Below are 13290 nucleotides of genomic sequence, written 5' to 3'. Positions count from 1 at the left end.
TCTACACGTCGAAGAGGGTGCCCTGCGGGTCCGGTCGCACGTAGCGCACCGCACCCGTCCACGGGATGTCGTCCATGAACGCCCAGCTGCGGCGGTGGATGGCCGAGGGGCCGAGGCCGCGCAGGGCCTGCTTGTGGCGGGGGCACGGGTAGCCCTTGTTCCAGGCGAAGTCGTAGGCCGGGAAGTTCTCGTCCTCGAGGCGCATCATCCGGTCGCGGGTGACCTTGGCGAGGATCGACGCGGCCGAGATCGACAGGCAGGTGGCGTCGCCCTTCACGATCATCGTGGTGGTCCCGCCGCCGATGAAGTCCCACTTGCCGTCGATCAGGTACTGGTCGGGCCGCACCCCCAGCCCCTCGACGGCCCGGCGTGCCGCCAGCCGCTGCGCCTCCGACATGCCCAGCTCGTCGCACTCGGTCTCGGTGGCGTGGCCCACCGCCCAGGCGTCGCACCACTCGGTGATGCGGTCGAACAGCGCTTCGCGCTCTCGCTCGGTGAGCTGCTTGGAGTCGCGGATCTTGTTGACCCGCCGCTCCCGGGGGAGCACCACGGCGCCGATCGTGAGCGGTCCGGCCCACGAGCCGCGACCCACCTCGTCGATCCCCACCACCACCTGGTGGCCCGCCTCCCAGAGGCGCCGCTCGTTGGCCAGGCCGGGCGCAGACCGCTTGAGCGCCTTGCGGAGCTGCGGGGCCGTTGCGGGTGCCATCGGTCGAGAACCTACCGCGGCCCGGAACCCATCCGGCAGGGCGCCCGGCCCCTCGCCTACCGTGCGCCCGTGGGTTCGTTCCGCTCCAGCCGCTCGGTGGCCTCGGCCTTCAGCCACCGGTCCACGCTGTCGCTCGCGTCGGCGTGGTCGATCGCCTCGGCCGGATCGTTCCTCTCGATCGGCTCCGCCGGGTCGTGCCTCTGCATCGGTTCGGCGGGCTCGTTCCTGTCCATCGGCTCGGCCGGCTCGTCGATGTCGATCGGCGCCGCCGCCTCCCACCGCAACACCGCCGCGGCCGCCCAGCTGCTGGCCTGGGCCGCGCTGGCGGGCGCCGCCGCCCAGGCCCTCCACCTGTCCACCCCACCTGCACCCTGAGCGAGCACCCGTGACCGACGCCCCTGCCCCCTGGCTGGCCAGCCGCCGCACCTTCCTCGCCGGGGCGCTCGCCGCCGCCGGCGCCGCCCTCCTCGATCCCCGCCAGCTGGCGTCGGCCCGGGCCCGCGCCGCGCTGCTCCCGGCCGGCGAGCTGTTCCCGCTCGGCGTGGCGTCGGGCGATCCCGACGCCACCAGCGTCATCTTGTGGACCCGCCTCATCACGCCCGATGCGCTCGACCCGCTGCCCGCCGGCGACATCGCGGTGACGTGGGAGGTGGCCTCCGACGACGCGTTCACCACCATCGTCGCGTCGGGCACCGCACCGGCGGTGGCCGCGCTCGCCCACTCGGTGCACGTCGAGGCCACCGGGCTCCAGCCCGACACCTGGTACTGGTACCGCTTCACGGTCGACAGCCGCACCAGCCCGGTCGGCCGCACCCGCACGTTCCCGGGTGCCGGGGCCACGCCCGCCGAGGTGCGCTTCGGCCTGTCGTGCTGCCAGAACTGGAGCGACGGCTACTACACGGCGTACGCCGGCATGGCCGCCGAGGACCTGCAGTTCGTGGTGTTCGTCGGCGACTACATCTACGAGAAGTCCAAGACCTCGGGCCCTCGACCGCTCACCCTGGCTGAATCGGTCGACCTGCCCACCTACCGGGCCCGCTACGAGCTCTACAAGGGTGACGCCAACCTGCAGGCCGCCCACCACGCCTTCCCGTGGATCATCACCATGGACGACCACGAGGTGGCCAACGACACCGTGAGCGAGTTCGGCAAGGACGGCGAGGGCGCGGGCGACCCGGCGGCCATCGCCGCCTTCCGCCTCCGCCGCGCCGACGCGTTCCAGGTCTGGTACGAGCACTCGCCTCTGCGCCTGCCGGCACCCACGGGCGCCGACTACACGCTGTACCGCACGATCGAGCACTCCGACCTGGTCCGCTTCTACGTGCTCGACGGCCGCCAGTTCCGCTCGCTGTACCCCAACGGCCAATCGGTCGGCAACGACATCCCCCAGCGCAACGCGGCGAGCCAGTCGATGCTCGGCGCCACGCAGGAGGCATGGCTGACCGATCGGCTCGCCGCCACCACCGCCCAGTGGAACGTGGTGGCCCAGCAGACCGTGATGACCGCCACCCCGCTGCACGTGGGCGGCAGCGTGGTCTTCAACTTCGACCAGTGGGACGGCTACGTGGCGGCCCGCAACCGCATGCTGCACAGCTTCGTCACCCACCAGGTGCGCAACCCGATCGTCCTCTCGGGCGACATCCACCTCGCCGGGGCCGCCGCGCTCCGCCTCGACTACGACGACCCGGCCTCACCCGACATCGCCTTCGAGATCGTGGCCACCTCGATCAGCAGCGGCTTCGGCGAGGACGCCATCCCGCTGTTCGAGGCCTCGGTGGCCCAGTCGCCGTGGATCAGCTACGCCAACGCCCGCAAGCGCGGCTACTCGGTGTGCACGGTGACCGCCGAGTCGTTCACCACCGACTTCCGCGTCGCCGCCGCCACCGACGCGCCCACGAGCACCGTCAGCACCGACCACACCGACGTGGTGGTCGACCGCGACCCGGTGGTCCTGCCCGTCGCCACCACCACCACGACCACCACGGTGCCGGCGGAGACGACGCCCACCGCGCCGCCGGCCGCCCCCGTCGACGGCACGGCCAGCTACACGGGCTGACCTCGTGACCGACGAGGCGCACGTCCACACCTACCGCACCTCGCTCACGTGGGAGGGCACCACGGCGTCGGGCTACCAGCACTACGACCGGGCGCACCGCCTCACCGCAGCCCCGGCGGCGGTCGGCCTCGACCTCACCGCCGACCCGGCGTTCCGGGGCGATCCGTCGCGGCTGAACCCCGAGCAGCTCCTGGTGGCGGCGGCGTCGTCGTGCCAGCTCCTGTCGTTCCTCGCGGTGGCGGCCGCGGCGCGCCTCGACGTGGTGTCGTACCGCGACGAGGTCGAGGCGGTGATGCCCGGCGACGACCCACCGATGCGCATCACCCGGATCGACCTCCGCCCCCGCATCGTGCTCGCCGACACGGCCGCCGCCCGGCCCACCGACGAGCGGCTCGCGCACCTGTGCGCGGTGGCCCACCGCGAGTGCTTCATCGCCAACAGCCTCACGAGCGAGGTGGTGGTCACGCCCGCGTTCTCGTGGGTCGGCGACCCGGGTGCCGATGCCCCGATCGGCACCTGACGGAGACCTATCCTCGGCGACGTGCCCGACGCCCCCCGTGACGCTCCCCTCCGGGTGACGCGGCTGGAGGCGGGCACCAAGGTCGATGTGCGCACCGGGTTCGACCGGTCGTGGGCCTCGGGGTTCCAGGTGGAGTCGGTGACCGAGGCCGGCTACCGGGTGCGGCGGCGCAGCGACGGCCACGTGCTGCCCGTCGCCATCGGGTTCGACGAGGTGCGCCGGGAGCGCAAGAACTCGATGTGGTGGTACTGAGCGGGGTCAGCCCTCGCCCGTGCCGCCACCCATGATCTCGATGAAGTCCTCGACCTCGATGGCCGTGAGCGTGAGCGTCTTGAGGGTGCCGCGAGACGCGAGGGTGCTGGCCACCCGCGCCATGGTGCCGTCGTCGGGGGCCTCGAGGATGTTCAAGAAGTCGTAGGGGCCGAGCAGGGCGAACTGCTCGAGCACCTTGACGCCCATGGATTCCACGTCGGCGTTGACCTCGCGGAGCCGCTCCGGGTTCTCTCGCAGCCGGGCGTGGCCATCGGGTCCCAGCGTGGACAGCATCACGTACTTCGGCATGGCCGCAGGGTAGTGCGACCTCGTAGCGTTGGGCCATGACCGCCGCCACCCCCCGCCAGGTGAACATCGTCCCGCACACCCACTGGGACCGTGAGTGGTACAAGCCCTACCCGTTGTTCCGCATGCAGCTGGTCGAGCTGCTCGACGACCTCCTGCCGCGGCTCGAGGGCGACGACTCGTTCGCCCACTTCCAGCTCGACGGCCAGCTGGCGGTCATCGACGACTACCTGGAGATCCGCCCGGATCAGGGCGAGCGCATCACCGCGCTCAACGAGTCGGGCCGGCTCTCGTTCGGGCCGTGGTACACGCTGCCCGACGAGTTCCTCGTCTCGGGCGAGACCCACGTCCGCAACCTGCGCCTCGGCCTGGCCACCGCGGAGCGCTTCGGCGGCTCGATGCAGGTCGGCTACCTGCCCGACATGTTCGGCCACGTCGCCCAGATGCCCCAGATCCTCGCCGGGTTCGGCCTGGCCGACGCCGTCGTGTGGCGCGGCGTGCCCGAGGCGATCGACGCTCCCGGCTTCTGGTGGGAGGCCCCCGACGGCACCCAGGTGCGCGCCGAGTACCTCACCGACGGCTACGGCAACGGCGCCCGCATGCCCGAGCACGGCAAGGAGCTGCTCGAGAAGATCGAGGCCTTCCGGGAGGCCCAGGGCAACAAGGTCGGCGACTCGATCCTCTGGATGAACGGCACCGACCACCTCCTCCCCCAGGCCCACCTCGGCCGGGTGGTCGCCGAGGCCAACGATGCGTCGAGCGACTACCACCTGACGGTCACCTCCCTGGCCGCGCACATCGCCGGCATGCCCCGCGTCGACCTGCCCACGTGGCGGGGTGAGCTGCGCTCGGGTGCCCGGTCCAACCTGCTGATGGGCGTGGCGTCGTGCCGCGTCGACGTGAAGCAGGCCGCGGCTCGCGTCGAGCGCTGGCTCGAGCGGGTGGCCGAGCCCCTGGCCACGCTGTGGCAGCCCGCCGAGGCGTACCCGGCGGCGTTCCTCGACTACGCGTGGCGCGACGTCATCCGCAACGCCGCCCACGACTCCATCTGCGGCTGCTCCGCCGACGAGGTCAACGACGCGGTCCTGCACCGCTACGCCGAGTCCACCCGGGTGGCCGAGGCCATCGCCGAGCGGGCCCTCATCCGCGTGCTCGCCACGTCCGGCCAGGCCGCCGTGGTGGTCAACCCCACCAGCCGCGAGCGCGCCGGCATCGTCAGCGCCGTCATCGCCGGCGACGTGCCGCCGCCGCACGCCCAGCAGCTGTCGGTGCGCGACGCCCTCGAGCGCACCCAGACCATCAACCGCACCACTGCGGTGCCGGTGGTCCAGCGGGCCATCATCGACGACCCCAAGCTGAGCAGCGCCACCGTGGTGGAGCAGCCCGATGGCACGGTCATCGCCACGTTCACGGCCGACAACGGGCCCAAGCTCCAGGACATGACGGCCCTGCGCCTCCAGCTCGAGGCCCTGGCCGAGGCCGACCCCGAAGGCACCGTGCACCTCGAGGTGGCCCGCTCCCGCGCCACCCAGGAGGTGCTGGTCCGCACCGAGCCCGTGCCCGGGTTCGGCTGGCGGGGCCTCACCCCCGCCGACCTCGGCGACTTCGCCGTGCGCCCGAGCGGCCAGGGCATCACCAACGGGATCCTTACCATCGTCCCCGATCAGAGCGACGGGACGTTCTCGGTCAACGGCGTGGCCGGCCTCGGCAAGATCGTCGACGACGGCGACGCCGGCGACACCTACAACTGGTCGCCCCCCGAGTTCGACGGCATCATCGAGCGCCCCCACAGCACCGACGTCCTGGTCACCGAAGCCGGCCCGGTGCGGGGCCGCATCGAGATCACCCGCTGCTACCGCTGGCCCACCCGGCTCGACCACGGCCGCCGCGTCGGGCCGATCGACGTGTTCATCTACACGTGCGTGGAGCTGCGCGCCGGCGAAGACCTGGTCCGCGTCAACGTGCGCTTCGACAACCCGTCCACCGACCACCGCGTCCGCATGTGGTTCCCGCTGCCCGAGCCCGCGTCCGAGTCGGTCGCCGAGTGCGCGTTCGGCACGGTCACCCGCGGCCTCACCGCCGAGGGCGGCCCGAACGAGATCGGCCTCCCCACCTTCCCGTCCCGCCGGTTCGTGCAGGCCGGCGGCCTCACCGTCGCCCACGACGGGCTGTGCGAGTACGAGCTGGTCGACATCTACGGCGAGGGCGACGACGCCCGCGCCTCGTCGGTGGCCCTCACGCTGCTGCGCTGCGTCGGCCTGATCTCCGCCGGCCCCATGGCCATGCGGGCGCTCCCCGCCGGGCCCCCCACGCCCACGCCCGCGGCCCAGATGATCGGCCGCCACCAGGCCGACCTCGTGCTGCACTTCGGCGACCGAGACCCGTACGCCATCGCCGACGACGCCTTCACGCCGCTGCTCACCGCCCGCTTCCCGGGCAAGAAGGACGGCCTGGGCGATGCCGACGCCACCGGCAGCGCCCTGAGCGTCGACGGCGCCGAGGTCAGCGCCCTCACCCGCCGCGCCGACGGCCGCATCGAGGTCCGCGTGGTCAACACCACCGACGAGCCCACCACCGTCACCATCCCCGGCCGCGCCGGCGAGCTCACCGACCTCAACGCCGCCCCCACCGGCGCCAGGTTCACTGGCACCCTCGAGCTCCGCCCCCACCAGATCGCCACCATCGCCCTCGACGAGTAACCCCCCGACCAGACCGAGCCACGAGCGCGAGGAAGGGGTTCCGAGCGAAGCGAGCCCGAGGGGTGTGGGGGGCGGAGCCTGCGGACCCCCCCCCACTCGAAGGGGTGCGACGAAGTCGTGCCCCTGAGCGAGGACAGCGACGTCAGGAGTTCCGACAAGTTCGAGGAACGGAGTGAGCGCCAGCGAACGAGTGACGAGAGGCCGCTAGGCCGCCTAGGCCACCACGTCGACGGGGGTTCCCAACGGGGCGAGACCGACCATCCTCGTGATGACGTCGTTGTTCATGCGGATGCAGCCGTTGCTGACGGCCTGGCCGATCTTCTCGGGGTGGTTGGTGCCGTGCATGGCGATCTGGCCGACGCCGCCGCCGAAGCTCTGGAGCACGTTCGAGAAGCCGCTGACGCTGACCTGGAACGGGCCGTAGGCGCCGCCGGCGTTGGAGACCTTCACCACGCCGTCGACGAAGAAGTTGCCGGTCGGGGTGGGGGTGCGGTCGATGCCTACCGCGATGGGCTCGCGCAGCAGCACCTCGTCGCCGTGGAAGACGGTGACCCGCCGGGCCCCGACCTCGACCAGCACGTGGTTGGGCACCTCGCGCAGGCGCACCTCGGAGCGCTGGACCCAGCCGGTGAGGTCGTTGGGCCGCGACGACACGCGCACGTGGAGCCACTCGCCCTTGTCCTCGAGCACGAGGAAGACCACGGGCAGGCGCTCCCAGGTGGGGTTGGCCAGGGTGGGGCGAGCGGCCAGGGGCACGCCGGGCGACTCGAACACGTGCACCAGGTCGACGGTGGCGTCGGCCACGGTGAACGAAGTGGGGGTGGCGGGCTTCGACGCGGCCCAGGCACCGCGGATCGATGCCGCCTTGGGCGCGGCGGCGGTGAGGGTGACCGACCCGGGCACCACGGGCGGCTCGGCTCGGCCGAACCCGAGGGCGGCGCCCACGGCGACCACCGCCACCGCGGCTGCGATGGGGATCGCCTTGGGGATCGCCTTCCACCAGCCGCTCGCCATGGGCAGAGGTTAGGTGGCGTCGCCGTCGGTTGTCGCTGGCGATCCGTCGGCGTCGGCCGCGGCCCGGCGCGCCCGGCGCTCGTTGCGGCGCTCCTCCATCTCGGCCACCCGGGCCTCGCGCCGCTCGGCCCGCCGGGACTCCGCTTCTTGCCGCGACGACTTGGTCGGCTGCTCGGCCGAGGCGCGCCGCACGAGGAAGAGCGGGACCTTGCCAATGTCCTTCAGGTTGCGCGAGCCGATCGACTTCCAGGTGAGCCCCTCGACGTCGGCGAGGGCATCGACCAGCTCACCCGACGCCACGACCGACCCGGGGAACGCGATGTTGACGATGCGGCTGGCCCGGTTGACCACCGGGCCGAACAGGTCGGCCTCGCGCTGGAGGACGGGCCCGGCCGACAGCCCGACGCGGACGTCGGAGAGCTCGTCGTCGTCGCGGTAGGTCTCCGACAGGGACAGGGCGATCTCCACCGCCGATGCCTCGTCGGGCACCGAGAACATGACCTCGTCGCCGATCATCTTCACGACGCGGCCGCCGAGCCGGTTCACCGTGTCGTAGGCGATCGTCTCGAACCGGTCGACCACCGCGGCCAGCTCGTGGGCATCGATCTGCTGGCTGAGCGCGGTGAACCCGACCAGGTCGGCGAACCCGACGACGCGGTGGTCGGGGTCGCCGTCGGCGTGCTCGCGGGCCATGCGGGCCCGGGCCTCGGCCTGGACGTGGCGGCGCCACACGTAGTCCATGACCTGCAGGAGCATGGGGAGCAGCAGCGGCGCGATGGCGGCGAACCCGTCGTCGCTCTGGGGCCGCCCGACCCGCGGCTCGTCGGGGTCGATGCTGTCGATGAGGGCGGTGGCGACGCGTGAGAGGGACGACCCGATGACCCGGGCCATCTGGACGGTGAGCTCCTCGTCGATCCAGCCCATCGACACGAGCTGCCCGATGGTGCGCAGCATGTCGACGTCGACATCGGTGAACAGGTGGTCGCCCGGCTGCGGCTCGGCGAAGCCCAGCGAGCGCCAGAGGCGGGTGATCTGGTCGGGGGTGAGCCCGCTGACCGCGGCGATGCCGTCGAGGTCGTAGTCGGCCGGCTCGGGCAGCACGAGGTGCTCGATGGCGAGCAGCTCCAGGTGCCGGTCGGCCCGCGCCCGGCTGATGGCGTCGTCGTCCATGCCGGCGGACCGCAGCAGGTCGGTCATGTCGCCGGCGTTGAGCGCCGGACCGAGGTCGGGCACCTCGGGCTCCACCGGATCGGTGGGATCGGTCGGATCGGTCGGATCGGTCGGATCGGTCGGATCGGTCACGAGAACATCCCGCCCTCGGGCAGCTCGGGCGGCGGCGCGGGGGCGTCGTCGGCCTCGGGACGCATGTGCTCCTGCACGCCGGGGTGCTCGGCCACCTCGCGGATCAGCTCGAGGCCGACCGGTGCCGCCACCTCGGCGAGCAGGGCGTCGCCCCGCGCCTCGGTGGTGGACCAGGTGGGATCGAGCCCGGGGACGCTGATGCGCACCGGTCCGAGGCCCTCGTGGGGCTCGAGCTCCCAGAGCAGGGCGGGCCGCATGCCGTGCCACCGTACGGCGAACGAGAGCCGCCCGAAGGTCGTAGGGGCGTCGTGGAGCTCCACGCCGCCACCGAACCAGCCGTCGGGGAACACCGGCAGCAGGGCCAGGCCGTCGGGTCGCTCGGCCACCAGCAGGGCGCGTCCGGCCTGGATCACCGCCGCGGCCGCGGCCAGGTCGTGGCCGATGCGGCGGGGGCGGCGGCCGGGGCCGGGCCAGGCGCCCGTGGGGCTGACGGCGACCAGCTCGCGGTCGAGCGCCTCGATGCCTTCGCGATCGCCCTCCGCGATGTGCCACGCCGCGTCGACCAGGCGATCGGCGGGGTCGGGGCCCACGGCGAGGGGCGCGGCCGACGAGCGGAGGCGGTCGACGAGCGCGACGACCGATGCGGACGCGGCCGCCTGGCCCGACGTCTGCAGCAGCTCGGCGGCGGCCGCGAGCGCACGGATGGCCCGACCCCGGGTGACGGGGTCGGTGAGGCGACCCCGGCGGTCGGCGCGGTCGAGGCGCTCGACGGCGGCCGCCACCTCCGGGAGCATCCAGTCGAGCAGGGCATCGATGCGGTGCAGCGACCAGTGGCGGGCCACGGTGGCGAGCACCAGGGCGTCGACCCCCGGCTCGGCGTCGATCAGGCGCTCGGTCCAGCGGGCCACGACGGTGCCCACGTCGCTGGGCCGGTCGAGCAGGTCGAGGGCGCCGAGGATGACCTCGGTGGCCCCCGGGTCGAGGTCGGGGGCGCGTCCGCCGTCGCGGTGGACCGCCTCGCCGTCGTGGGCGAGCAGCACCTGCGTGCGGGCCCGATCGATGGCCCCGTGCAGCCGGGAGTCGGGGAGCTCGAAGCGGGGCCCGCGCCGGTGCACCTCCCAGCCCGATGCCACCGTGGCCGAGTCGGGCACGACGGCCGGGAACCCGACCGCCTCGCGGTCGTCGACGGTGCCCACGGGCAGGGCGACGCGGATGGTTGCGGTGTGGGGCACGGGGTAGACGAGGGCCATGGTGGCCAGGCCGTCGGGGCACTCGGCGGCCAGCAGCGGCGCGTCGGCATCGAGCAGGCGCCCGGCGTCGACCGTGTCGACCACGTCGCCGGTCGCCCGGTTCCCCACCGCCAGCACGAGCGGCCGGCGCGGCACCACGAGCGCGGGGCGGCCGTCGACGCGCACCAGGTGGGCGACGTCTCGGCCGGTGCCGCCGGCGACGGGCTCGATGGTGATCGAGCCGATCGAGCCGATGCCGTCGGCCATGAACGGGCGGATCACGAGGGCGACGCCGACGGGCACCGGGGTGCGGTTCTCGATCTCGGTGATGACCCACTCGTCGCCGGTCCCGCGCGGCGAGCGGATGCCGTAGGCGCGGTGCACCGCGTCGCCTCCGGGGATCCTCAGGAGCGTCTCGGTGATCGGCACCTCGTCGGCCACGCCCTGGCGCACGCCGTGCTCGCGGGCGGGGTGGTGCCACCGGTCATCGGCGCCGATCCACCAGTCGAGGCTCCAGCCCTCGCCCACCACCAGGCCGCTGGGGTCGACGGCGGTGGCCGTGGGCGAGCCCACCGTGCCCACGAGGGTCCATGCCGGGTCGCCCTGCGCCCGCCCGGGGGCCAGGCCCTTGGGCACGATCCAGCCCGCGTCGGCCAGCTCGGCAGCCGACAGCCCCGCTGACCTGGGGTTCTCAGCCGACGACGGCTCGAGCGCGGTGGTGCGACGACGGAACATGACCCACGGGGTCTATCTGGCCGGGCTGATCCCGTCCATCTCACGGCCCGTCCCGCGCCGCAGGAGGCCCGTGTAGGCCTCGGCGGCGCTACGGCCTTCGTGGCAGCAGGCGAACACCTCCGAGGCGATGGGCATGTCGAGGCCCAGGTCGGCGGCGATCTCCATGACCACCTTCGACGTCTTCACGCCCTCGGCGACCATGTTCATCGCCTCGATGATCTCCTCGATGGTCTGGCCCTTGCCGAGGCACTCGCCCACGTGCCGGTTGCGGCTCTGGGTGCTGATGCAGGTGGCGACCAGGTCGCCCATGCCCGCCAGGCCCGAGAACGTGAGCGGCTCACCGCCCAGGGCCACGCCCATGCGGGTGACCTCGGACAGGCCGCGTGTGATCACCGCGGACCGGGTGTTGTCGCCCGCGCCCAGGCCGTCGGCCATGCCGGACGCGATGGCGATCACGTTCTTCAGGACGCCGCCCATCTCGCAGCCGATGATGTCGTGGTTCGTGTACACCCGGAACAGCTCGGCCTCGAAGATGCGCTGCACCGCGGTGGCGATGTTGTGGTCGTCCATCGCCACCACGCTGGCGGCGGCGTGGCCGGCCAGGATCTCCTTGGCCAGGTTGGGCCCGGTGAGGATGCCGACGGGGTGGCCGGGCAGCACCTCCTCGATGAGCTGGCTCATCCGCAGGCGGGTGCCGAGCTCGAGGCCCTTCGACAGCGAGATCACCGGCACCCACGGCCGCAGGTAGGGCTTGACCGACTCGAGCGCGCCCCGGAACCCCTGCGACGGGACCCCCATGACCAGGAGGTCGGCCTGGCGGACGGCCTCTTCGAGGTCGGCGGTGGCGCGCAGCTGCGTGGGCAGCCGGTACCCGGCCAGGTAGTCGCCGTTCTCGTGGTCCTGGTCGATCTGCTCGGCCAGGGTGGCCCGCCGGGACCACAGCACCGTGGGCGCGTTGTGGGCGGCGAGGGCGGCGACCGTGGTTCCCCACGAGCCGGCGCCGATGACGGAGACCCGGATGTCCATGGGGCCGCAGGCTAGGCACGTCGTGACCGACGTCGCTCTGGGAACCGGCCCTCCCCGCGGCGCCGGTAGCGTGGCGCTCGTGAACGTCGCCGTCGTGATCCCGGTGAAGGCGTTCCACGAGGCCAAGCTCCGGCTCGCCCCCGCGCTGTCGCCCGAGGCCCGGGCCGTGCTGGCCCGGGAGATGGCCACGCGGGTGGTGCGCGCGGCCGGCTCGATGCCCGTCACGGTCGTCTGCGACGACGACGCCGTCCGCGCCTGGGCCACCGAGGTGGGCGCGGCGGTCCACTGGACGCCTGGCCTGGGGCTGATCGGCGCGGTCGAGGCCGGCGTGGAGGCGGTGACCCTCCAGGGCGCCGGCCGGATCCTCGTGGCCCACGCCGACCTCCCCCTCGCCACCGGGCTCGACCACGTCGTGGGCAGCGATGGCGTGGTGATCGTGCCCGACCGCTGGAACGACGGCACCAACGTCATCACCATCCCCGCCGGCTGCGGGTTCCGCTTCGCGTACGGCGCCGGGTCGTGCGAGCGCCACCGCGGAGAGGCCGCCCGCCTCGGCCTCCCCGTGGCGATCGTCGACGACCAGGTGCTCAGCTGGGACGTCGACCTCCCCGACGACCTCCAGCTCCCCGGGGGCGAGGACCTCGCGGCGGGGCTCGCCTCGTGAGCCCCACGTCGGCACCGCTCCCGATCCCCCATCGAGCGCTCGCCACCGGCGCCCACCCCGACGACATCGAGTTCGGGGCCGGCGCCACCCTCGCCGGGTGGGCCGCCGCCGGCTGCGAGGTGTCGCTGCTCATCTGCACCGACGGCTCCAAGGGCACCTGGGACCCCTCGGCCGACCTCGATGCGCTCGTCGCCACCCGCCAGGCCGAGGCCCGTGCCGCGGCGGCGGCGCTCGGTGCCACCGGTCAGGTCGTGTTCCTGGGCCGGGTCGACGGCGAGCTCGAGAACGACCGCGCCACCCGCTCCGAGCTGGCCCGCTGGATCCGGGAGCTGCGGCCCGACGTGCTGCTCGGCCACGACCCGTGGAAGCGCTACCGGCTGCATCCCGACCACCGCGCGGCCGGGTTCCTGGTCTGCGACGCGCTGGTGGCCGCCCGGGACCCGCACTTCTTCCCCGAGCACGGCATCGCCCACCACCGCCCCGACGCCCTCCTGCTGTTCGAGGCCGACGAGCCCGACCACGCCGAGCCCGTCACCGAGGCCGGCCTCGCCGCCAAGGTGGCGGCCCTCGAGTCGCACCGCTCCCAGTACGAGTCGACGATGTTCATCACCGACGACCCCGTCGCCAGCGCCGCCGAGGAGCTCCGCTTCCGCGCCGAGGTCCGCCAGGGCCTCGTCGATGCCGGCTCCTGGGCCGGCACCCCCTTGGCCGAGCGCTACCGCTTCCTGCCGACCGACCGCTGACCCCACCCCACCCCACCCCACCCCACCCCACCCCA

The 13290-nt window shown here is 73.4% G+C and carries 13 protein-coding genes; 7 read left to right on the top strand and 6 right to left on the bottom strand.

Annotated features, from left to right (window positions below):
- Position 1 precedes the first annotated feature (1 nt).
- Positions 2-709 (bottom strand): ribonuclease HII, encoded by a 708-nt coding sequence (locus ACPPVX_RS18370; RefSeq protein WP_426572030.1) that lies wholly within the window; start codon positions 707-709, stop codon positions 2-4.
- A gap of 69 nt (positions 710-778) precedes the next feature.
- Here ACPPVX_RS18370 and ACPPVX_RS18365 point away from each other — a divergent pair, with 69 nt between their 5' ends.
- From ACPPVX_RS18365 to ACPPVX_RS18350, 4 genes are read left to right on the top strand one after another with little or no spacing between them, the layout of a single operon-like run.
- Positions 779-1084 (top strand): hypothetical protein, encoded by a 306-nt coding sequence (locus ACPPVX_RS18365; RefSeq protein WP_426572029.1) that lies wholly within the window; start codon positions 779-781, stop codon positions 1082-1084.
- Positions 1085-1094: 10 nt separating this feature from the next.
- A complete protein-coding gene (locus ACPPVX_RS18360; protein ID WP_426572028.1) occupies positions 1095-2765 on the top strand; it encodes an alkaline phosphatase D family protein in 1671 nt (556 codons plus the stop codon).
- Positions 2766-2769: 4 nt separating this feature from the next.
- Positions 2770-3285 (top strand): OsmC family protein, encoded by a 516-nt coding sequence (locus ACPPVX_RS18355; RefSeq protein ID WP_426572027.1) that lies wholly within the window; start codon positions 2770-2772, stop codon positions 3283-3285.
- Between the two features lie 21 nt (positions 3286-3306).
- Complete coding sequence (locus ACPPVX_RS18350; protein ID WP_426572026.1) at positions 3307-3537, top strand: hypothetical protein; 231 nt, start codon at positions 3307-3309, stop codon at positions 3535-3537.
- A gap of 6 nt (positions 3538-3543) precedes the next feature.
- Here ACPPVX_RS18350 and ACPPVX_RS18345 read toward each other — a convergent pair whose 3' ends face one another.
- Entirely contained in the window at positions 3544-3846 is a 303-nt protein-coding gene (locus tag ACPPVX_RS18345) for a GYD domain-containing protein (protein WP_426572025.1), read from the bottom strand.
- A 35-nt stretch (positions 3847-3881) separates the two neighbouring features.
- Here ACPPVX_RS18345 and ACPPVX_RS18340 point away from each other — a divergent pair, with 35 nt between their 5' ends.
- On the top strand, positions 3882-6542 hold the full coding sequence (locus tag ACPPVX_RS18340; protein WP_426572024.1) for an alpha-mannosidase: 2661 nt from the start codon (positions 3882-3884) through the stop codon (positions 6540-6542).
- A gap of 213 nt (positions 6543-6755) precedes the next feature.
- Here the strand turns inward: ACPPVX_RS18340 and ACPPVX_RS18335 are convergent, their stop codons facing one another.
- The 4 genes from ACPPVX_RS18335 to ACPPVX_RS18320 are packed head-to-tail and all read right to left on the bottom strand — an operon-like array spanning position 6756 to position 11848.
- Positions 6756-7556 carry a L,D-transpeptidase gene (locus ACPPVX_RS18335; RefSeq protein ID WP_426572023.1) on the bottom strand — a complete coding sequence of 267 codons (801 nt, stop codon included), beginning with the start codon at positions 7554-7556 and terminating at the stop codon, positions 6756-6758.
- Between the two features lie 9 nt (positions 7557-7565).
- Positions 7566-8858, bottom strand: a complete 1293-nt coding sequence (locus ACPPVX_RS18330) for an adenylate/guanylate cyclase domain-containing protein (RefSeq protein WP_426572022.1) — start codon at positions 8856-8858, stop codon at positions 7566-7568.
- Positions 8855-10822, bottom strand: coding sequence for a hypothetical protein (locus tag ACPPVX_RS18325; RefSeq protein ID WP_426572021.1), 1968 nt, complete (start codon positions 10820-10822; stop codon positions 8855-8857). The genes ACPPVX_RS18330 and ACPPVX_RS18325 overlap by 4 nt, the downstream gene beginning before the upstream one ends.
- A 12-nt stretch (positions 10823-10834) precedes the next feature.
- Positions 10835-11848, bottom strand: coding sequence for an NAD(P)H-dependent glycerol-3-phosphate dehydrogenase (locus ACPPVX_RS18320; RefSeq protein ID WP_426572019.1), 1014 nt, complete (start codon positions 11846-11848; stop codon positions 10835-10837).
- Between the two features lie 22 nt (positions 11849-11870).
- Between ACPPVX_RS18320 and cofC the strand changes: the two genes are divergently transcribed.
- Complete coding sequence (cofC, locus tag ACPPVX_RS18315) at positions 11871-12512, top strand: 2-phospho-L-lactate guanylyltransferase (RefSeq protein WP_426572018.1); 642 nt, start codon at positions 11871-11873, stop codon at positions 12510-12512.
- Positions 12509-13255, top strand: a complete 747-nt coding sequence (locus ACPPVX_RS18310; RefSeq protein ID WP_426572017.1) for a PIG-L deacetylase family protein — start codon at positions 12509-12511, stop codon at positions 13253-13255. The genes cofC and ACPPVX_RS18310 overlap by 4 nt, the downstream gene beginning before the upstream one ends.
- Positions 13256-13290: the final 35 nt, after the last annotated feature.

This window comes from Aquihabitans sp. McL0605 (assembly GCF_049993875.1).
Taxonomy (GTDB): domain Bacteria; phylum Actinomycetota; class Acidimicrobiia; order Acidimicrobiales; family Iamiaceae; genus Aquihabitans.
This window is presented reverse-complemented; position numbering and strand designations above follow the sequence as displayed.